Here is a 21,465-nt window from a genome sequence, read left to right as displayed (position 1 = left end):
TTTGCAAAAATGCTGTGCTTTGCAGCACAGTTTTCATAGACACCGCTTTATAACTTCCCCATTTCCAATATTCCCCGGATGAAGGAGTGAGATACCCCCTTTTCCCACCAAGTACCTTCTATGTTCTCCACACGCAAAAAAATCCTGTATCAACAGGATTCAGCTGCATTTATTGGCGGTACCATTGCGAAGTTGCATATTCACAGCCACTCGCATCTCGTCGATATCAAACGGTTTCGTAAAGTGCATGAGCGCCCCGAGATCTGTGGCTTCCTTAATCATGTCCAGTTCACCATAAGCGGTCATCATGATCACCTTGATACCCGGATCAATTTCTTTAATATGCTTCAGGATTTCCAGACCGTCCATCCCAGGAATCTTCATATCGAGCAATACCAGGTCAGGCTTGTCATTATTCACAATCTCCAGAGCAACCTTGCCGTTGGGTGCTTGAAACGTGTTATACCCCTCACTGCTGAACACTTCCATTAACAGGATTCGGATACCATTCTGGTCATCAACAATCAAAACTTTTTTATCTTCCACTCTGTAACCTCCTAGAATTAGGAAAGCATGTACATCTTCGAATCTGGATAACTATCCCATAGTCGTCATGATAAGTATTCTACCTCTTCCATTAAAATCCTGCTACCTTCACAAAATGACAAAAAGCATTTCCACCTGCTCTTTACGCAAAAAAAGGGATGTTCAGGCAGCCGCTATGGTTGCCAGGAACATCCCCAATATCTATTACGTTAACACTAAAACATGTATTACTTCTGCGCATTCTCCAGAGAAGCTTTTACAAACTCACGGAACAATGGTTGCGGACGGTTCGGACGGGAAGTGAATTCCGGATGGAATTGTACCGCCAGGAACCATGGGTGTCCTGGAAGTTCCACGATCTCAACCAGACGTCCATCCGGGGATGTACCCGAGATAACCAGTCCAGCTTTTTCAATCGTTTCACGGTATTCATTGTTGAACTCATACCGGTGACGGTGTCTCTCATACACCAGCTCGTCATCATAACAAGCCATCGCCAAAGAACCTTCCTGAAGCTTACAAGGATACAGCCCCAGACGCATCGTGCCACCCAGATTCTCGATATCTTTTTGCTCAGGCAACAGATCGATCACAGGGAATTCCGTAGCCGGATTAATCTCGGAGCTGTTCGCACCATTCAAACCAACGATGGAACGTGCATATTCAATAACGGAAACCTGCATACCCAGGCAAATACCGAAGAACGGAATTTGTTTCTCACGAGCATAACGGATTGCCGATACTTTACCTTCAATACCACGATCTCCGAATCCGCCAGGAACAAGGATACCACCAATACCATGCAACAGGTCGCCTACATTCTCATCCGTAATATCTTCAGAAGGAACCCAGCGGATTTTCACATCGGCATTGGATGCAAATCCTGCATGAGACAACGACTCAACAACACTCAGGTATGCATCATGCAACGCTACATATTTACCAACAATAGCGATCTCAACTGTATGCTCCAATTTGTTGATCCGGTCAACCAGCCCTTCCCACTCGCTCATATCCGGTGCAGGAGTAGTCAGTTTGAGGTGATTTACCACGATCTCATCCAAGCCTTCTTCACGCAGGTTCAGAGGTACTTGATACAACGTGTCTGCATCACGACATTCAACCACGGCATTCTCATCAATGTCGCAGAAGAGAGCGATCTTGGCTTTCATGTCTTTAGACAGTTCATACTCCGTACGGCATACAATCACATTCGGTTGAATACCGATGCTGCGTAATTCCTTAACACTATGTTGCGTTGGTTTTGTTTTCACTTCACCAGCTGCTTTGATATAAGGAATAAGTGTTACGTGAATGTACATCACATTGTCGCGACCTACATCACTCTTGATCTGACGGATAGCTTCCAGGAAAGGCAAACTCTCAATGTCGCCCACTGTTCCGCCAATTTCCGTAATAACCACATCCGAACCTGCTTCACGTCCAGCGCGGAATACACGCTCTTTGATCTCGTTCGTAATGTGTGGAATAACTTGTACCGTTCCACCCAGATATTCCCCGCGCCGCTCTTTGCTGATGACGGAAGAGTATACTTTACCAGTCGTGACGTTGCTGTTTTTGGAGAGATTGATATCAATAAAACGTTCATAGTGGCCAAGGTCCAGATCCGTTTCCGCGCCATCATCCGTTACAAAAACCTCGCCATGTTGATAAGGACTCATTGTTCCCGGGTCGATGTTAATATATGGATCAAATTTCTGGATTGTTACCTTAAGCCCTCTGTTTTTCAGCAATCTGCCCAGAGAAGCAGCCGTAATCCCTTTGCCCAGGGAGGACACAACTCCGCCCGTCACGAAAATATACTTTGTCACTGTTATTACCCTCCTAATATAAGTACAGAAATTCAGGCGATATATGGTGTTATCGTAACCTGTTTCCCAGGTAATCATCGTTAAAAAGAGCAATGGCAGAAATTCCCTGCATCTGCGAACTGCTCTTTCTGCGAAGACGGTTTAAATACACGTTGTTCTACAGCAAAAAATGGTGCAAATATTCCGGTAGCCTTCATTCCATTTGGTGTTTTTGATATACAAAAACGGGCCACGAAATGTTGGCCGGGAGCATACGGAAAAGAAATCATTTTGCAAAATTATGCCTCTAAAAATACAAAAAAAAGTACTCCCGCAGGACGGGGCACCTTCTATAAAAAACATAAATATATTGTCGCTCATTCATAAGCCCATGCAATAGTTTACCCGTTACCCCGTCCGCTGTCAAGGCTGACTATTCCGGGGAAACGGGTAAATTATAGACGTCAAAAATGACTACCGATTATCAGAATCGTCGTCAAATTCATCCTCGTTTTCGGACTCTTCTTCGTCTTCTTCGAGGTCTTCATCTTCCAGATCGTCATCTTCAACCAGCACTTCTTCTTCGCTGTCTTCTTCGTCAAAGATGTCGTCTTCGTCTTCATCTTCTTCGTCTTCATCTTCGTCTTTATCCGGGCTGTCGAAGTCTTCATCGCTGTTATAGCTGTCTTCTTCTTCACCGAAGTCTTCATCTTCCAGATCATCGTCTTCATCGTTGATGATACGCGGACGCTTCGCACCCGTCATGGAATCTTCTGTTCCAGCTACCGGATACCAGCGCTTCAAGCCCCACAGACTTGTACCGACGCAAGCAAAACGGCCATCGATATTAATCTCGGTATATAGCTGGGCGATAAACTCGTTGATTTCTTCATCAGTCATTCCGCGCTGCTTCGCTACCTCATTCATCAAGTCACGATAGTAATACGGCGTATTAGCCGCTTTCAGCACCATAAAGGCAAGGTCCACCAAAGGGATCTCTTTTACCTTTTCTTTATCAATTTTCAAATTGAGCGAGGTACTCACTGCAGACACTTCCTCTCACACAAAATTCACTTTTTAACCCCTACGAACTGGACTGTTACGTATAACATATCCATTAACAAACCTAAGTAAAACCTATTTAGCGTTAAAAAGCAAGTTTTTATGTACGGATGTGACGCAAATGCGGAGAGCAGCAACAATATGTCCATATATTCAACGTGAAGTGACATCGAACCCACAAGAATATCCTCTTTTGCCAAAGAGACAACTCCATAATAAAAAAGACGGAGTCCCCTCCGCCTTCTGACTGTATACCCTTGGAGGATTACTCCTCACCAGGTTCCCCGCAAGAGCCCTCTAGCTCTCCATCCATCATATGTCCCTGCGCCCGTTTTGACACGAAGAGAATGTGTTTTTGTAAAAAAAGGGCAAGTTCCCCATGCGGCGGGATGAGCGCATTCATAGAATACCTCAGCATGTTCATCCCGAAGGGGGCTGCCCATTATGGACTATACTGGTTTATTGCATCAATTGATTGACGGAATGCGACGCCCTGAACCAGAACAGGGAGGGCGATATTTGATCCGATTTGCCAAACCGCAGCAGTACGAGGCCTGTCTCGTAGAATTGTCCCGAATGCGGAATGAATTCACCGACCTTGGGGCTGTCCGTTCCTCGCGACTGGCTCGTTCCATTATCGCTCCAGTCCAATGCCCGGAGGACCTATACCGCTATGCGGACGAGATTACGATTGAAGCAGACGTCCCCATCTCCCTCCATGCCACCGCACTCCACAACAAACCAAGTAATGCCCAAGGCATACCTTGGGGAGTGAAGCAGATTCGGGCGCCCAAAGTATGGTCTGTGTCTACCGGACACCGAATTAAAATCGGTGTGATTGATACAGGTGCTGATTATCACCATCCTGATCTTCGTTATTCCCTGGCACGCGGAATCAATCTGTTAAACCGCAGCCTGCTTCCTCATGATGATAACGGACACGGTACCCATATTGCAGGGACCATCGCCGCAGCCAACAGCACCGCAGGCATGATTGGTGTTGCTCCACGCTCCCTGATCTATCCGGTGAAAGCATTTGACCACAACGGATCGGCTTATGTGTCCGACATTGTACTTGGCATCGACTGGTGTGTACGTAACAAGGTCGATATCATCAATATGAGCTTTGGCATGAAAACACGCAGCAAGGCGCTTCTTGACGTTGTCAATCGTGCATACCATGCTGGAATCGTTATTGTTGCTTCGTCAGGAAATGACGGCAAACGCCGCAGTATTGATTATCCGGCAAGGTATCCACAGACCATATCCGTTGGGGCAACCGACAAAAACAGACGTATTGCGTCCTTCAGCAATCGTGGTGCATATGTGGATGTCTATGCACCTGGTGATAAGATCGTCTCCTCTTGGGTACAAGGCAAGCACCACGAGATGAGCGGCACATCCATGGCGACGTCCCATGTGAGTGGCGCTATCGCCTTGCTGCTCTCCAAACATCCGGGGTTGTCCCCGAGTGAAATCAAGACACTCGTCAAACGTGCTACGATCCCGCTGCGCGCCCGCAAGACCACCACCGCAAAAAGCAAGGTGCGTGGTGGTGAGATTGATGCCCTGAAGCTAATGCAGGAGGGCGGGGAGTGAGCCAGCTCTGCAAGAGGACAGCAGAACTTAATTGAGACTCGTGGCGAAACCCAGTAGCCCGGCCCAGGCAGTACGCACGAGGGAGTATTACCTAGCGACTGAGGCTCTAGGTTACGCCCGCTGTGATGTAAAGGTAGGCTAGTGTACCTTGGACCAGGCATTTCTTTTTCTTCAGCTAAGGTACACAACAAAAAAAGTCTCCATGTACCACGTTGAAGGCAATCAACGTGGACAGGGAGACTTTTTGCCTTAGGCAGAGCGGCGATGTGCCGCTCGCATGGAATTTACATTTTGTCAGGAGCGGTTACGCCTACCAGACGAAGCGCCGTTGCGATAACAGTACGCACAGCACCGATCAGTGCCAGACGTGCTTGAGTTTGCTGCGCGTCTTCCGTAATAACACGTTCTGCACGGTAGTAGCTGTGGAACAGGGATGCCAGCTCGTATACATAACGGATGATACGATGAGGCGCATATCCTGTTGCTGCTGCCGAGATTTCCTCAGGCAGCTCTCCCATTTTGCGGAGAAGATCATACTCGTGCTCTGTTGTCAGCTTGGACAGGTCAATCTGTGCCAGTGGCAGCAGTTCAATACCTTGTTCTTCAGCCTGACGGTATACGCTGCATACACGTGCATGAGCGTATTGTACGTAGAATACAGGATTCTCATTGGATGTCGAAATCGCAAGGTCCATGTCAAAGTCCAGATGGGAGTCCATGCTGCGCATTGTGAAGAAGTAACGGATGGCATCAATGCCGACTTCATCCATCAGGTCTTCCATCGTTACAGCTTTACCTGTACGCTTGGACATCTTCACTTTTTCACCGTTCTGGAACAAGCTCACCATCTGTGCAATCAAGACCACCAGTTTCTCGGGGTCATTACCCAGCGCTTGCATTGCGGCTTTCATCCGTGGAATATATCCGTGGTGATCCGCACCCCAGATGTTGATCATCGTGTCGTATCCACGAGCATATTTGTCGCGGTGATAAGCAATATCTGGTGTCAGGTAAGTATACGTGCCATCATTCTTGATCAATACACGTTCTTTGTCGTCACCGTACTGCATCGTTTTCAACCAAGTTGCTCCATCTTGCTCATAGATTTCATTGCGGTCACGCAATTCATCAAGTACTCGCAGCACTTCTCCATTATCATACAGGGAAGTTTCGCTGAACCAGATGTCAAAGTTAACACGGAAGCGATTCAAGTCACGTTTGATCTTGTCCAGTTCCTTCTCCAGGCCGAAATCACGGAAATAAGCCGCACGGTCACCCGGATGCATGGACAGCAATTCGTCACCCTTTTCAGCAACAAGCTGCTTGGCAAATCCTTTAATATCTTCACCATGATAACCATCTTCAGGCATCTCAGCATCCTGACCCAGCTCTTGCAGATAACGAGCTTCAATGGAACGAGCCAGATTAAACACCTGATTACCTGCATCATTAATGTAGTATTCACGGGTTACATCATATCCTGCGTAGTCAAGGATGTTACATAGTGCATCCCCTACAGCTGCTCCACGGGCATGGCCCAGATGCAGGCTGCCTGTCGGGTTGGCACTGACAAACTCCATCTCGACTTTGCGTCCTTCTCCGATGCTAATTCTTCCGTAATCTTTACCCTGCTCCTGCACAAGCGCAAGTACTGGATAAAGGTAACTCTTGTCCAATTTGAAATTAATGAATCCTGGGCCAGCAATCTCAGCCTTCTCGATTCCGGCTTCAGCCAGATTCAGATTGGCAATGATCTCTTCAGCAATCTGACGCGGATTGCGCTTGGCAATCTTGGTCAGCTGCATGGCAGCATTGGTCGCCAAGTCCCCGTGTGTCTTCTCACGCGGCACTTCCAATGTGATGGCTGGCAATTCGTCCTGCGTAACAATTCCGGCCGCCACAATGGCGTTGCCGATGGCCGTGCTTACCCGTTCGTTAATCGTATCTAGTGGATTACGTGTCATGAAATTGGTTCCTCCTGTATATGCAAACTAATCGCGAAATGTCCGGATTCTTCATCAAAGCGGTAAAAGTCGTAGCTCCACGCTGCGCGTGCGCTCAATCCCTGAATGGAAAGTTCCAGCTTCTGTGTATGCGTGGACAGGGCAAACGACATGTATGGCGATCGGTAGAAACCAGGAAGCTTCCGATTCAATTCAAAAGTCTGCTCCGATTCCACCTCACCATGACGTATAATCTTGATGGATTGTCCGCCCAGCTTCAATGTTGTACGGGTTGTACCTCCCTCAGGTCCAACCTGCGGTTCTTCATAACGAACATAAAGAACGGACCCTTTTAACACGGCTTCACCCTGCATTTCCTGCAGCACATCTTCACCTTCATAACGGCTGTGCAGCCGGATGTGTACCGGTCGCATGTTCGACATGAATGTTAACCTCCATTATATTCGAGGCGACGCAAAATCAGGCACGGCTGGTGAGAACAGCCCTTCCCCTATTGTTGTGTCGCTATACGCGCTCATATTCCCGGATAGCTCGCTATCCTACACTCTACTGTATAACTATATCCAGTTCCCTCGCTCAATTCAAATCCAAATTCAGAGTTTTTTCCTCATCAAGCCAAAAAAGAAGAGCCGCACCTGTAAAGTGCAACTCCCTTTTGCTTCATTATAAAAGATTCGTTCATCCGATCAGGCCCATTGCGATTCATAAGGAAAAGGACATGTCGACTCACTCAGCTTCGCTCGCACCTGTACGAGACAACCACAATGCCGACAAGTTGTGCCATATTGCAATCCCGGACAAGCAGAGCAGATCGATAGCCGACGTTCATATTCCTCATCCTGTACCGTCTCACGCGAGCGTGAGGCAATCTCCACAAGTCTGGCCATTTTGGCATCGCTAATCTTCACATCGTACTGATCATCACAGCCCTTGCAAGGTTCCTGCCTTTTCATCATTAACCCTCAACAGCGATGACCCCAACCGATGCTGGAGGAAGAACAAAACGCAAAGTGTTATTCTCCAGTGTGAGTCCCTCCCACGCCGCAGGCTGAACATGATTCGGCTGTTCAAAGGTATTGAATGCACCAAAATCAGTATGGTGCAGAATCTGCCCGGTTACTTTAGCCGCTTGAGCCGCGTCCAGCTGACACACAACTTCCAACTCATCGGTATGACTCAGATTACAAGCTGTCACATGAATGACCCCATCCTTGTTGCGGGACGCTGACAAGCTGAGCTGCGGAATGGTTTCTTCTCCGAAGGTATACCCAGGGCTTTCATAATTCAAATCCAGTCGCTGTGCATCCATATGAACCTGATACATATCAAATACATGGTACGTAGGGGTCAGGAGCATTTTGTCACCTTCCGTGAGCACAAGCGATTGAAGCACATTGACGATCTGCGCAAGATTTGCCATGTGTACCCGTTTATTATGTTGGTTGAAAATATTCAGGTTAACACCTGCAAGCACAGCGTCCCGCATCGTATTTTGTTGATAAAGGAATCCTGGATTGGTTCCCGGCTCAACGTTATACCACGTACCCCATTCATCCACAATAATGCCGACTCTGCCCTCTGGATCATATTTGTCCATAATCTCGGAGTGCTTCACCAGTAATTCATCCATATGGAGCGTCTTTTTCAAGGTGGTGAACCATTCAGACTCGCCAAATCCTGTAGCTGCGCCTTTATCATTCCACTCTCCTGTAGGGATGGTGTAATAATGAAGACTGATTCCATCCATAAAGCGAGCAGCCTCCCGCATCAGGACTTCCATCCATTCATAGTTGCCTTCGTTGGGTCCACAAGCGATTTTATAAATCTCGTTCCCGGAATAGTTACGTACATATGTAGCATACCGACGGTATTCATCCGCATAATATTCAGGACGCATATTGCCGCCGCATCCCCAGTTCTCATTTCCCACGCCAAAATACTTCATTTTCCACGGTTCTTCCCTACCGTTACTCTTACGCCAGTTCGCCATCGGGGATTCGCCGTCAAACGTGATGTACTCCACCCATTCCTGCATCTCCTGCACTGTACCGCTACCCAGGTTGCCACTAATATATGGCTCCGTGCCGAGCAACTCACATAATCTCATGAATTCATGCGTACCAAAGTGATTGTTCTCTTCCACACCACCCCAGTGTGTATTGATCATACGGGCACGCTCACTCTTTGGACCCACGCCATCTTTCCAGTGATATTCATCGGCAAAACAACCGCCTGGCCAGCGAAGTACTGGAATATTAAGCTTCTGCAAGGCCGTCAATACATCATTTCGAATCCCATCCGTATTCGGAATGGGTGAATCTTCTCCTACCCACAACCCCTCATAAATACAACGTCCCAAGTGTTCGGAAAAGTGACCATATATATTGCGATTTATTAATCCTTGATCTGAATCCGCCTTTAAAATAACATCAACCATGATTTCAACCTCCATACAATGTATTGTTATCGCTTACAATAACTCGTTTTAGAGTAGGTTTCAACCGTTTTTATTTCTAGACAAACAAGCCTCTTCCTGTGTAAATGATTAGGAAAAGGCCTGTTTGTTATAGAAATTCATGCAGAGGTATACCAAATTGATTTTTATTCATTTCTAATTTGGATTTGCTCCATTGTTATTTCAGAATAACAGGCTATTTAATCCTGCTCTGAAGGCAACAACATTTTTTGTGTCCACGTCGTTCCACCATCTGTAGTCTGATAGATCGCAGGAGAGTTATCACTTGTGACTACGAGCCAACCCGTCTTGGCCGATGGGAACGAGATACGGGAACTGTATCCCGGATCTTTCAGGTCAATATTTTTCCACGTGGAACCTGTATCATAAGAACGTCCAATACCCACTTTGCCAGCTGCGGGTGAACCTGCAGACAGATAAGCCGTCTGATTACCAATCAACGCCATGTTGCCGGGATGGCCACCCGGGTTGGCTGGTCCGTTTCCTTTGCCTGTACTATTTGTACCTGGTGCAGGACCTCCCCCTGCTGTAGATTGCGCAAATACTTGGGTCCAGTTCTTGCCTTGATTACCGCTCGCATAGAGGGAGTAGGATTGTTGGGACATGCCTGCATCACCATACAGAAGGGCCCATACTTGCTGGCCATGTGCATACAGATCTGCTCCGCTCCATGTGTCTGAGACAACTCGAAGAGAGGTGGTCCAGTTTTTGCCGCCATCACTCGTTTGCTTCAGATGATATCCCGATCCAGGTACAACCACGACGGCATACCCTTGTTTCTCTGTTGCAAAGGCAGCTGCACGCGTGTTGGCAGGTGTATTCATTTTACTCCAGGTTACCCCGCCATCCTTCGTCTGATATGCACCATTATAGGTGTAACCAAAACCTACATCTTTATTGCGAAAATCGATTCGCTTGAATTGAATGCCCGGCGTATCGAGCCGCGTCCAGTGAGATCCCCCATCTTTGGTACGGATCAGATAGGTTGCAGGTGAATCCTTCACTCGCGCCAGCGCATATCCGTTCACATTATTCGGAAAATCAAGCTGTGTGAATTGCCATTGTCCGGTATAAATGGACTGCCACGAACATCCTGCATTCGAAGTACCGATCAGGAAGCCTTCACCCCCAGCTCGTCCAGTTGTATCATTAAGAAAATCAATGTCAGTAAATTGCAGATGTTGCTCTTCCACACCGCTGCCCTTTTTCAATGTAGCAGATAGTCCATGATCTCCCTTTCCACATGCCTGCGAGGATGCAGCGTTAGCACCTGATAGCGTATGTACCGGTCCCATCCCCCAAGCCAGCGTTAACGATAATGCGAGTGCACCAATCCGTTTCCATGTCATTGTACTCTTGGTTGTCATCGTAACACCTCCTTCTATGGTTTTACCCAAATATGATGGTTCTAACGTAACAATCTGATTAACCCTGATGACAATTCCGCAAGAAAAAAACCACCTTTATCCATGATTGGATCATGTAGGAAAGGGTGGTTCATCACCAAACATTGTGTACTCTAAGTTAAATGGGATACGTCACCACAGCAAGGATAACAAAACTGATACTTAAGAAAAGGCATAAACTAAAATATATTTTGTTGTATTTATATTCCCGAATACTATATGCAGCAAAAAGCATGGCCAGATCAGCCACCATCAACGTGAAGTTGAGAAATATCGTCACTGCTAATACAAAATTGATGACAAACACTATAAAAACTGCAGTTAGCCACCTGGGATACATACTCAATTGAGTCCGAATCACACGCATTCACATCCACCTTTCCCTTCCTCTATTTCCATATTATACACAAATATTAAGATAGAGTCATACCGAGGCACGATATCTGCGTAAGAGGAGAGTCCATACGAACACATGAAATAAATGGTAGAGACAAGGGAACGTACGTGCTATAATTCATGTTATGGACTTTTGAATATCGGTGGATGTTTTCCAGACCACGGCGTAGCTTCCCGAAAGGGGGTGACGTCGATGGTCAAACTTGTGGCGTTGCTTGATGTAATCCGATGGATTGCTGCGATCCTCAGTATTGTACTGAGTGGGCGAAAGCTTTACCGTTGGTTGCGCAAAAAGTTTCGTAACAAGCGAAAACCCACCTCATAAGGTTGGACGCCTGACGGTGGGTTTCGCTTGAATAGCATTATTTAGTTCATGCACGCCGTGGCAATCCACAGCCTTTCGGGTCCTAAGAGTCTTTACCGTTGACGCGGTGAAGACTCTTTTTTAGTATATGACCGAACCCGATCACCATATACTTCACGATTGTAATATATCAATTAATATACTACTGAATACTATGTAGTCAGTATAGCACAGCTCTGTCCAAAAGTTAACAATACAAAACGCCCTCCCCTGCGCAAAGTTGAACCCGCGCAGACAGAGAGCGTTATACTTATCGATTATTCTGTGATTATTTCACGAATCCAAGCAACATTTCACGGATCAGCTTCGCAGCTACAATCTGTGTCTGTTGTGTTGGATCATAGATTGGTGCTACTTCAACCAAGTCACAACCAACTACATTTACATCAGATCCCGCGATCATATGGATGGCTTCCAGCAGTTCCTTGGACGTAATGCCACCCGCTTCTGCTGTACCTGTTCCTGGTGCTGCTGACGGATCAAGCACATCGATGTCGATGGTCACATACACCGGACGGTTGCCCATCTTGGGAAGAGCTTCTTTCATCGGAGCTGCCACTTCAAATGGATAGAAGTTGATGTTCTCGCGACCGTACTGGAACTCCTCACGGGAGCCGGAACGGATACCGAACTGATAGATGTTTTGGCCACCCATCAACTCAGCTGCTTTACGCACTGGCGTGGAGTGGGACAATGGCTCGCCTTCATAATTTTCACGAAGGTCTGCGTGTGCATCAATATGAATCAGGATAAGATCCGGGTATTTCTTGTACATTTGTTGGATGACTGGCCAAGTAACCAGATGCTCGCCACCGAGACCAACTGGGAATTTGTCGTCAGCAAGCAGACTGCCGATGTATTCATGAATGACATCAAGGCTGCGTCCCGCGTTACCAAAAGGCAAGAGCAAGTCTCCAGCGTCAAAGTACGTCATGTCTACAATACTTTTGTCTAGATATGGGCTGTACTCTTCAAGTCCAACCGATGCTTGACGGATATGAGATGGGCCGAAACGGGAACCCGGACGGAAGCTAACGGTGTAATCCATTGGCATACCATAGATAACCGCTTTGGAGTTCTCATAATCCTCAGAGCTGCAAATAAATACGTTTCCTGAATAAGCTTGATCCAGTTTCATTAATGATTTCCCCTTTATTTCGTTAAATCTTCCACGAATTTAGGAAGTACAAATGCTGCTTTGTGCAGACGCGGAGAGTAATACTTGGTATCCATCTCCGGGATTTGAGTCTCATCCACTTCGAGCGGGTCATGTTTCTTGCTACCCATAGTGAATGTCCACAAACCACTTGGATATGTTGGAATATTACAGCCGTACACATGTACGATCGGGAAGATTTCTTTGACGTCTTTGTTAACCTTCTGGATCAGATCCGCCTTGAACCAAGGGTTGTCCGTTTGGGCAACGAAGATTCCGTCTTCTTTTAACGCTTCGTAAATACCTTGGTAGAAACCGCGCTCAAACAATGGAGCAGCCGGACCTACAGGCTCTGTAGAGTCTACGATGATCACATCGTATTCATTTTTATGTTCAATAATATGCATGTAGCCGTCGTTTACGAGCACTTCAACATTAGGCTCGTCCAACTTGCCGGCGATTTCAGGCAAATATTTTTTAGAGTATTCAATAACTTTACCGTCGATTTCGACGAGAACTGCTTTTTCTACAGCAGCATGCTTAATGACTTCACGAATGACTCCGCCATCGCCGCCACCGACAACCAGAACTTTTTTCGGATTCGGGTGAGTGTTCAGCGCAGGGTGTGCCGCCATTTCGTGATATACGAATTCGTCTTTTACAGTCGTCATCACCATGCCATCAAGAAGCAACATGTTACCGAATTCTTCGGTCTCTACCATGGCCAAATCTTGAAAATCCGTTTTCTCTGTAACATAGGTCTGCTTAATCTTCGCGGTGATCCCGAATACCGGGGTCTGTTTCTCCGTAAACCACAATTCCATAATCTCTACCTTCTTTCCGTAAAGTTAATGATCAGCCATACCCGAACAAGTGCTGTGCACTATAATCGGTTCGCCCAAGCACGTCCAGCGTTCGGCGCCATATCGCGTTATCATTGCTGGCCTGCGGGAAAGGTCCGCGGTTCACTTCATTATATAGATTAAATTGACCAGAGCGTGCAGAGCGTCTGACTAATCAATGAATCAATGACCATTCGTCTGTTCTTCCTTACGCGCTTTAGTATCTTGTGCCGAATCTTACCTTTTCATTACCCTTTTGCATTATACGCGATTGACGTTTATACTGCAAAACGGTTTTCAAGGCGGAAATGCTACATTTTGTTTGCTTATGCACCCGATTGAATATCCCTGCCAATCAAGTCCCATACTGGAAGAAAAGAGAGGAGCCCGTTCCATGACCAAGCCAAATCAAAAGACCCGCAAATGCGGGTTCCGTTTACGAAAATTCATTAAAAACCTGTCTCTGCTCGCCGTGCTCGCTATACTTGCTACCGCTGCAGGATTGGTATACCTATACGCAACCAGCCTGCCTCTCGCAGACTCTGACCGGAATTCCAGATTACTGGACAGTCAGGGTGAAGTCATCGCTACCTTCTCCGCAGGTGGCAAAGACTCTGTACCCGTTCAACTGGAGGATATCGCTCCAGATCTGGTCAATGCCACTCTCGCTGTAGAGGACCGCAAATTCTATAATCACTACGGGTTCGACGTGCAAGGGATGGGACGGGCTGTGCTCGTTAACCTCGAACATATGCAGATGTCGCAGGGTGCGAGTACATTGACTCAACAGCTGGCGCGTAACCTATATCTATCTCATGAGAAAACATGGACTCGCAAAGCCAAGGAAGCCATGTACACGGCGCAATTGGAGATGAAATACAGCAAGGATGAAATTTTGCAGATGTATCTGAACGAAATCTATTATGGGCATGGTGCGTACGGAATCGAAGCGGCTTCGCGAATGTATTTTGGCAAATCAGCCAAACAGCTGGATCTTGCAGAGAGTGCCATGCTGGCAGGAATCCCGAAAGGACCTACCTACTATTCACCCTACAACCATATGAAGAATGCCAAAGACCGACAGAAGATTGTGCTGAATGCCATGGCTGATATCGGTAAGATCACCCAAGCCGAAGCGGATAAGGCCTATGAGAAAATGCTTTCGTTCAAACCGGAAAGTGAGCGTAAAACGGTGGAAAGTGCCCCGTATTTTCGTGACTATATCCGGAATCTGGCCATCAAAGAGCTGGGAATCAGTGAAGCGATGCTGGATCACGGGGGATTGAATATCTACACCACCCTGGATCTGCGTGTACAAAAAGTAGCTGAAGACGCCATAGCGAAGGGTATGGATGCCAAAAGTGAGCTGGAGACGGCCCTCGTGTCCATCGACCCTCGTACGGGCTACATCAAAGCCATGGTAGGCGGCAAGAATTATCGCACCAATCAGATTAACCATGTACTGGCGACAACGCGCCAGCCAGGTTCGGCGTTTAAACCCATTATGTATCTGGCAGCCCTGGAATCCAAGCGGCTCACCAGTGCATCCATATTTAACAGTGAACCTACTCTTTTTCACTATGACAATGACCGCAAAACCTATAAACCCGGCAACTTTGGAGACAAGTATCTGGGTGAAATTGATCTAAGACAGGCGATCGCCGCTTCAGACAATATCTATGCGGTGAACACCATTATGCAGATCGGTCCTGAGCAGGTTGTGAGTATGGCAAAAAACCTTGGCATTACAAGCAACCTGAGCGCCGTGCCTTCTCTTGCACTGGGAACGTCACCTGTCAGCCCGCTGGAGATGGCGTCGGCCTTTTCCGTCATTGCTGCTGGTGGACAACGGACGCCACCTGTCGCCATTCTGCAAGTAACAGATGCCGCAGGACGTGTTCTCTATGAATCGCCTCAAACCAAGGCTGAGACCGTCGTGGAACCTGCAGCAGCTTATGTCCTGACTCGTTTAATGGAAAGTGTCTTCGAAAATGGAGGAACGGGTAACCGGGTTTCAGCCGCGATCAAACGTCCGGTTGCCGGAAAGACGGGAACAACCAACACGGATGCCTGGCTCGTTGGATTCACACCGGAGCTCTCTACCGCCGTATGGGTTGGTTACGACCAAGGCAAAGCCATATCGACCTCGGATGGCCGCCGGGCAGCGCCGATCTTTGCCCAGTTCACAGAGCAGGCACTTGCGAGCGTACCACCCAAAATCTTCACCGTGCCTGATCATGTCGTAAGTGTCTATATTGACCCGGAATCCGGCAAGCTGGCAGGCAACGGTTGTGAAGAGAAACGGCTGGAAGTTTTTATTGATGGTACTGAACCGACAGAGGTATGTCATGGCACGACGGATGATTCGGATTCTGGAGAAGATGAGAAGACCCGTCAGGTACAGAATCAACAAGGCATACAGGAAGAGAAACATTCCTGGTGGGGAGATTTCAAACGTTGGTGGGTAGAATGACGCAAATGCGCGATGACTTAGTTGCGTCACCTATAACCTCTGGTTATATTGAACAATTGGAAATTCACTTCGGATGAAAACTCATAATTATTCAGATCAATGAATACGATTAATGCACAAGCAAAAGACCCCCAGCCGAACTTTCCGGTCAAGGGGCCTTTTGCTTTTTTTTGCTTTTATACTTTGTTGAAAATGATCTGCCTTAGGCGAGTGCTTCCTTCAATACATCTGGAGAAGCATTCCACCAGTCTTCGTTGTGTGAGATCAGCAGTGTCTTAAGTGCAGCTCGAGCTTCAGGTCCAAGCTCATCCAGCATGAAGCGACGCTTCAAGGCATAATCCATGCGATTCACATGTTCCGCCAGCAGTTTCCATCCACGTCTTGCTTCCGTATCAATCCACATCTCACATGCTGTTGCTCCACCATACAGTTGGCCTTCCTCCGTGCGATCCACAGCTACCCACACCAGCCATACCTGGCGTCCGTTGGGCACATCTTCACGATTGGTAGAGAATTTGATATTGCGTTCCACTTTGCTCTTCGCATGCATCGCACCGATATCGATTTTGGCTTCGCCATTATCAATAATGACCGGGGAAAGGTTATTCAGATCAATGGAGCCTGCACCGAAGCCTTTATGCTTGCTTTTTGCACTAACGATATTCAAGGCAATCTGTTTTTTGCCGTTTTGCTCGTTTTGGTCCATGTTTATAGCCTCCAAGGGTTGATACAAATATTTTAACTAATAATTGTCCCATTGCAAACATATACATGCTGTAGATGCTTGTCAACGGGAGGTATTTAACGATGATTCCACGACGCGCCAAGAGCTGGCTCACTGCATCCCTGGCCCTGTGTGTACTTGCCGGAGGGATATGGATCACTCTGGGTTATAATCGCTCAACTCATTCAGAATTGCCAGTACTCGCCCCCGAATCGGGCAAGCCCAAGGCAATAGCTCCAACCCCAGCACCTCCAGAAAGTGTACAGACCCCTACAGCCGAAGTGTACAGCAACCGTGTTGTGGAATATCACATGGATGTGAAGCTGGTCGAAGGAAACGTATTGGAAGGGACTCAGACGATCACCTGGACTCATCCAGGCAAAAAAACCGTCAGCGAGCTTTACTTTCATATGTACCCCAACGCCTTCTCTTCTGCTGACACCACCTTTATGAAGGAATCCGGTGGAAAGCTTCGGGGTGATGTCATGCCTACCAATGGTTATGGCTCCATGAACATTACCGAAATGAAAACGGAGGACGGGCTCTCTCTGCTGCACCGGATGCAATATGTGCAACCAGATGACGGAAATATCAAGGACACCACCCTCATTAAAGTACGCCTGCCCAAACCCGTTAAAGGCGGGGAAAGCATCACACTCCACACCCGATTCGAAGTGAATCTGCCGAAGATTTTTGCCCGAATGGGAACTGCTGATAATTTTGTCATGGCAGGTCAATGGTTTCCCAAATTAAGTGCCTATGAACCTGTGGGCAGGCGTGGACGAACAACGGAAGGCTGGAATCTGCACCAATACCATGGCAATTCAGAGTTTTACGCCGACTTCGGTATATATAGTGTGCGTATTCGGGTGCCTGAAACATACAAAGTTGCTGCTACCGGATTTCCGACGCAACAAGCCGTGGTGAAGAATGGAGAAAAGGTCTATCAATTCTATGCCGATGATGTACATGATTTTGCCTGGGCAGCTTCACCGGATTTTGTCTACGCCGAGGAACCCTTCTCTGCACCCAATGTGCCTGGTGTACGAATCAAGTTATATCTGGACCCTGCTCATCAGGATCTGAAAGAACGTTATTTCTACGCCGCGAAGGCCGCACTAGCCAATTATAGCAAATGGTTTGGCCCCTATCCTTACGCTACCTTATCCATCGTAGTTCCACCCAAAGCGGGGAACGGTGCTGGAGGTATGGAGTACCCTACGCTAGTTACGGCCTTTGGAGCCGATGATACTACCCCAGGTTATGACCTGGAACGTACCGTAGTCCACGAGATCGGACACCAGTACTTCTACGGTATGGTTGCCAGCAACGAATTCGAGGAAGCCTGGCTGGATGAGGGGTTCACCTCTTATGCAGAAGACAAACTGATGGAGCAGGAATATGGATTGATTCCGAATCTGCCGGTACAATCGGGCCTGATTACGTCTCCTTCATCTTTAACACAAGAATCCTGGAAGTTCGATTCACAGAATGAGTATGCAGCCAATGTCTATACACGTGGCAAACTTGTATTGCTTGGTATCGAACATCAAGTCGGCGCAAAAAAGATGGAACGCATTCTCTCTACCTATGTGAAGAAGTACCGCTTCAAACATCCCACTTCGGCTGATTTTCAAAACGTTGTGGAACAAGTGACCCGTACTTCCTGGTCTGATTATTTTGACCAATACGTCTATGGTAACGGGATGGCTGACTTTGCTGTAGAGCAGATTCGTGTTACGCCCGTACAGAAAGACGGTCAAACATGGTACGAGTCATCCGTGACGATAGCAAAAAAAGGAAGTGATTACAACGCCGTTCCTGTTCGCATTGCTTTTGAAGACGGGCATATCCTCACCAAACAATGGAATGGCAAAGAAGATCGCATCACCTATAAATTAACTCACACATCCCCCGTATCCTGGGCCATGACCGATCCCCTGTACACGATCGTGCTGGAGAACCGCCATATGAACAATTTCCTGAAATCCGGACTGGATGAGCAAGCAAAATCCCGCTGGAGCATGAGTGTAACCAAACTAATAGAAGCCATATTCGGAGGTCTGTCATGGTGAGGTGGAAACGGTGAAAGCAAAAATACGTGAAGGCTGGTTTCTCGTCCGTCAGCATATGTTCATTGCCGCACTCTTATTTCTCTATCAACTCATTTGGGGATATTTCTTCTATCGAATGGTACAATCGGCCGTCATCCCACTGCTCCTGCGCTATCCAGATGCTGATGCAGGGGAGCTGAGTACACTTTTGTTCAAAATGGAAAGCCAACTTAACCTGTCTACCCATCCGGAGGTTCATCGTTATCTATGGATTCTAGGGGGCATGCTGCTGGTTCGCATGTTGATCAGCCCCCTCATTCAGGCAGGACTACTCTACTCACTTCAACACTTTAACTCTACAGAAGAGCGCATCCCCTTCGTCCGCGGAATCAAAAATCTGTGGAAACCGATGCTGCTGCTCCACACCATACGTACATTATTGATACTTCTGCCCGCCTACTGGCTCATACCGAAGCTCTACTCGATTCTCATGGACGGATTTCATTCCCTTCAATTACTTTTGCCTGGTATACCTTATGTTGCTGCCTGGATTGTATATGGTTGGATCATCCACCATGCCGTGCTCTACATGCAGTTCGGTGTTTCGGCACCAGAAGGAGAAGGCGGGGCTCACGGTACCCTCAAAGCACTCTGGATTGCACTGCGTCATCTCATCGCCGTAATCGGTATTGCACTCCTGCTGGGCGGAGTTCACCTGCTTATCTTCGGGGCATTCACTTCAGCCTCATGGTTATTAACGGGACTTACCGGACTTATACTACAACAGACGTATCCACTTGCGAGATGTCTATTGAATCTGTGGAAAATATGCAGCCATTTCCGATTATGGCAGTCCAAAATGTCCAAAGGTGAGAGCAGATAGTTTAAAAATTGTTACCATCACATGTTAAACTTATGGCCTAATATGTACTTATAAATAGGCAAACCTCAACCTTTCCCCGTCAAAGGTCGAGGTTTTTTTTGCTAAATTTGTTGCTAAACGTTGCCAAAGCCGTACTCCTCTGTTACAATAATCGCAGTGAGTTTTTAGTAACAACTTTGTAATCTTTACATTCATATTTGTAACTACTTAAAATTAAATCGTCATTTCTTGATTTCACAGGTGCATAACTAGCATAGCCAAATTCCTGGCACCTGGGAAGCGGGGGAACCAGTTATGGGTGAATTGATCTTGCTACAGAGGGATCATAGGGGACCTTCAACCGAATCCTTAAGCTAACCTCGCAGGCGTTGGAAGGGGAATATCTCTTGTTCAAGAAGAAATTAACCGCAGCTGTACTTAGCATCACATTTGCATTATCCCTTGGTGCAGGTAGCGCATTCGCAGATTCAAAGATGAACACAGTAATTGATTCAGCAATGGGAACTACATACAAAAGTGGGGGAACAACGCTTAACGGCTTTGACTGCTCCGGATTTACACGGTATGTATTCGACAAATTGGGTATTGATTTGGCACGCCAATCCAGTTCCCAATTCGACATGGGCGATTCCGTATCCCGCATGGAAATGAGAGCTGGCGATCTGGTATTCTTCAATACAACAGGTAAAGGCGTATCTCATGTAGGAATCTTTGTAGGGGATGGAAAGTTCGCACACTCCTCTTCTTCCAAAGGCGTTACGATCAGTGCATTGAGTGAAAGCTATTGGGCCAATCGTTATGTTGGCGCGAAACGGATTATGAGCACGGACGCATATGAATCACTGGCCCTTGACTAGGGACAAGCTGAGCAACATGATGCTGTAACCATTAACCATACTGGAACGAAGCAAGAAGCATAACAGAACCGCCCGGTACATTCTCCGCAGGAATGTATCCGGCGGTTTTTTTGTGCTTCAATCCTTATTCATGTTGCAAGTTATACTCGGCGCATATCCTGCGAAATCAACAGGTTCATTTTGCGTTCGTTCGTCCGTGCCCTTATGATGTTTTTACCCATCCCGTTATAATATAAACGGAATTACCGGAACTTTTGTTTCACTTTTTTTCTTGGGAAGAGTGACTTGCTAAATGAACAGCTCTTTTGTAGAGTGGACAAAGAGTTCTGTTTCAAGGAAAGGAGCATGCAGGTGTATGAAGAAAGCCCCAGTAACGTTTCATGTTGTACCCATGCGAGAAGAACATGCGGAGCTTATCTGCAGTTGGCAGTATGACCCGCCTTACAATATCTACAGCTGGCTCCCCTGGGAGCAGATGAAAGCTCTGGAAGTGGAATTCGGAGATGCACAGCTGCGGCAGGAGCAGTATGCGATCGTCCTGGATCAGAACGATCGTATATGTGGATTTGCTCAATACTTCCCACTTGAAGGGGTAACCCGGATTGGCCTTGGCATGCATCCAGAGCTGTGTGGTCAGGGTCAAGGGACAGCTTTTGTCACTGCCATTGTACAGGAAGCCATTCGCCGAAATCCCACGAATGAGATTGATCTGGAAGTACTCACTTGGAATGCTCGTGCCATTCAAGTCTATCTGAAGAGTGGATTTGTCACCCAGGATACATACGAACGACAGACCCCAACCGGCTTGAAGCCCTTTCACTGTATGGTTTATGAAGGGCCTCGCGGTTAGAA

18 protein-coding genes and 1 riboswitch are annotated in these 21,465 nt (G+C 47.2%); of the genes, 7 read left to right on the top strand and 11 right to left on the bottom strand.

Annotated features, from left to right (window positions below; translation table 11 throughout):
• Nucleotides 1–159: 159 nt before the first annotated feature.
• The 3 genes from V6669_RS00605 to rpoE all read right to left on the bottom strand — a co-directional run bounded on the left by V6669_RS00605 (nucleotide 160) and on the right by rpoE (nucleotide 3,401).
• Nucleotides 160–546 (bottom strand): response regulator, encoded by a 387-nt coding sequence (locus V6669_RS00605; protein WP_017691292.1) that lies wholly within the window; start codon nucleotides 544–546, stop codon nucleotides 160–162.
• Nucleotides 547–773: 227 nt separating this feature from the next.
• Nucleotides 774–2,378 (bottom strand): CTP synthase, encoded by a 1,605-nt coding sequence (locus tag V6669_RS00600; protein ID WP_076217010.1) that lies wholly within the window; start codon nucleotides 2,376–2,378, stop codon nucleotides 774–776.
• Nucleotides 2,379–2,831: 453 nt separating this feature from the next.
• Entirely contained in the window at nucleotides 2,832–3,401 is a 570-nt protein-coding gene (gene rpoE, locus V6669_RS00595; RefSeq protein ID WP_091039194.1) for a DNA-directed RNA polymerase subunit delta, read from the bottom strand.
• 462 nt (nucleotides 3,402–3,863) lie between these two features.
• Here rpoE and V6669_RS00590 point away from each other — a divergent pair, with 462 nt between their 5' ends.
• Nucleotides 3,864–5,018, top strand: coding sequence for a S8 family peptidase (locus V6669_RS00590; RefSeq protein WP_338589836.1), 1,155 nt, complete (start codon nucleotides 3,864–3,866; stop codon nucleotides 5,016–5,018).
• A gap of 284 nt (nucleotides 5,019–5,302) precedes the next feature.
• On the opposite strand, the gene argS is transcribed toward V6669_RS00590, so the two are convergent.
• The 5 genes from argS to V6669_RS00565 form a co-directional block, all read right to left on the bottom strand.
• Nucleotides 5,303–6,982: an arginine--tRNA ligase gene (gene argS / locus V6669_RS00585; RefSeq protein ID WP_338589834.1), complete on the bottom strand. Its 1,680-nt coding sequence runs from the start codon at nucleotides 6,980–6,982 to the stop codon at nucleotides 5,303–5,305.
• Nucleotides 6,979–7,404 (bottom strand): DUF1934 domain-containing protein, encoded by a 426-nt coding sequence (locus V6669_RS00580; RefSeq protein ID WP_017691299.1) that lies wholly within the window; start codon nucleotides 7,402–7,404, stop codon nucleotides 6,979–6,981. The genes argS and V6669_RS00580 overlap by 4 nt, the downstream gene beginning before the upstream one ends.
• A 264-nt stretch (nucleotides 7,405–7,668) precedes the next feature.
• Entirely contained in the window at nucleotides 7,669–7,938 is a 270-nt protein-coding gene (locus V6669_RS00575; RefSeq protein WP_338589831.1) for a DUF6171 family protein, read from the bottom strand.
• On the bottom strand, nucleotides 7,938–9,419 hold the full coding sequence (locus V6669_RS00570) for an alpha-N-arabinofuranosidase (protein WP_338589829.1): 1,482 nt from the start codon (nucleotides 9,417–9,419) through the stop codon (nucleotides 7,938–7,940). Before V6669_RS00570 ends, V6669_RS00575 begins: the two co-directional genes overlap by 1 nt.
• 218 nt (nucleotides 9,420–9,637) lie before the next feature.
• Complete coding sequence (locus V6669_RS00565; protein WP_338589827.1) at nucleotides 9,638–10,825, bottom strand: hypothetical protein; 1,188 nt, start codon at nucleotides 10,823–10,825, stop codon at nucleotides 9,638–9,640.
• Nucleotides 10,826–11,453: 628 nt separating this feature from the next.
• On the opposite strand from V6669_RS00565, the gene V6669_RS00560 reads away from it, so the two are divergent.
• Complete coding sequence (locus V6669_RS00560) at nucleotides 11,454–11,585, top strand: hypothetical protein (protein ID WP_260986711.1); 132 nt, start codon at nucleotides 11,454–11,456, stop codon at nucleotides 11,583–11,585.
• Nucleotides 11,586–11,892: 307 nt separating this feature from the next.
• On the opposite strand, the gene speB is transcribed toward V6669_RS00560, so the two are convergent.
• Nucleotides 11,893–12,762, bottom strand: a complete 870-nt coding sequence (speB, locus tag V6669_RS00555) for an agmatinase (RefSeq protein ID WP_278297424.1) — start codon at nucleotides 12,760–12,762, stop codon at nucleotides 11,893–11,895.
• Between the two features lie 14 nt (nucleotides 12,763–12,776).
• Nucleotides 12,777–13,604, bottom strand: a complete 828-nt coding sequence (speE, locus tag V6669_RS00550; RefSeq protein WP_017691306.1) for a polyamine aminopropyltransferase — start codon at nucleotides 13,602–13,604, stop codon at nucleotides 12,777–12,779.
• Nucleotides 13,605–14,016: 412 nt separating this feature from the next.
• On the opposite strand from speE, the gene V6669_RS00545 reads away from it, so the two are divergent.
• Entirely contained in the window at nucleotides 14,017–16,095 is a 2,079-nt protein-coding gene (locus V6669_RS00545) for a PBP1A family penicillin-binding protein (RefSeq protein WP_338589822.1), read from the top strand.
• Nucleotides 16,096–16,297: 202 nt separating this feature from the next.
• Here the strand turns inward: V6669_RS00545 and V6669_RS00540 are convergent, their stop codons facing one another.
• Nucleotides 16,298–16,801, bottom strand: coding sequence for a YwhD family protein (locus V6669_RS00540; protein ID WP_091039209.1), 504 nt, complete (start codon nucleotides 16,799–16,801; stop codon nucleotides 16,298–16,300).
• A 101-nt stretch (nucleotides 16,802–16,902) separates the two neighbouring features.
• On the opposite strand from V6669_RS00540, the gene V6669_RS00535 reads away from it, so the two are divergent.
• From V6669_RS00535 to V6669_RS00520, 4 genes are all read left to right on the top strand, one after another.
• Entirely contained in the window at nucleotides 16,903–18,894 is a 1,992-nt protein-coding gene (locus V6669_RS00535) for a M1 family metallopeptidase (RefSeq protein ID WP_338589819.1), read from the top strand.
• A 10-nt stretch (nucleotides 18,895–18,904) separates the two neighbouring features.
• Nucleotides 18,905–19,756 (top strand): hypothetical protein, encoded by an 852-nt coding sequence (locus V6669_RS00530; protein WP_338589817.1) that lies wholly within the window; start codon nucleotides 18,905–18,907, stop codon nucleotides 19,754–19,756.
• 245 nt (nucleotides 19,757–20,001) lie between these two features.
• Nucleotides 20,002–20,139, top strand: a riboswitch (cyclic di-AMP (ydaO/yuaA leader).
• A gap of 39 nt (nucleotides 20,140–20,178) precedes the next feature.
• The gene (locus V6669_RS00525; protein ID WP_338594797.1) at nucleotides 20,179–20,613 is read left to right on the top strand and encodes a C40 family peptidase; all 435 of its coding nucleotides are present in this window, start codon (nucleotides 20,179–20,181) and stop codon (nucleotides 20,611–20,613) included.
• A gap of 355 nt (nucleotides 20,614–20,968) precedes the next feature.
• On the top strand, nucleotides 20,969–21,463 hold the full coding sequence (locus V6669_RS00520; protein WP_338589815.1) for a GNAT family protein: 495 nt from the start codon (nucleotides 20,969–20,971) through the stop codon (nucleotides 21,461–21,463).
• Nucleotides 21,464–21,465: the final 2 nt, after the last annotated feature.

Origin of the sequence: Paenibacillus sp. Y5S-9, assembly GCF_036894235.1 — a bacterium.
GTDB lineage: Bacteria > Bacillota > Bacilli > Paenibacillales > Paenibacillaceae > Paenibacillus.
The sequence above is the reverse complement of the archived record's forward strand: the minus strand, read 5'-3'. Positions and strand labels throughout refer to the sequence as shown.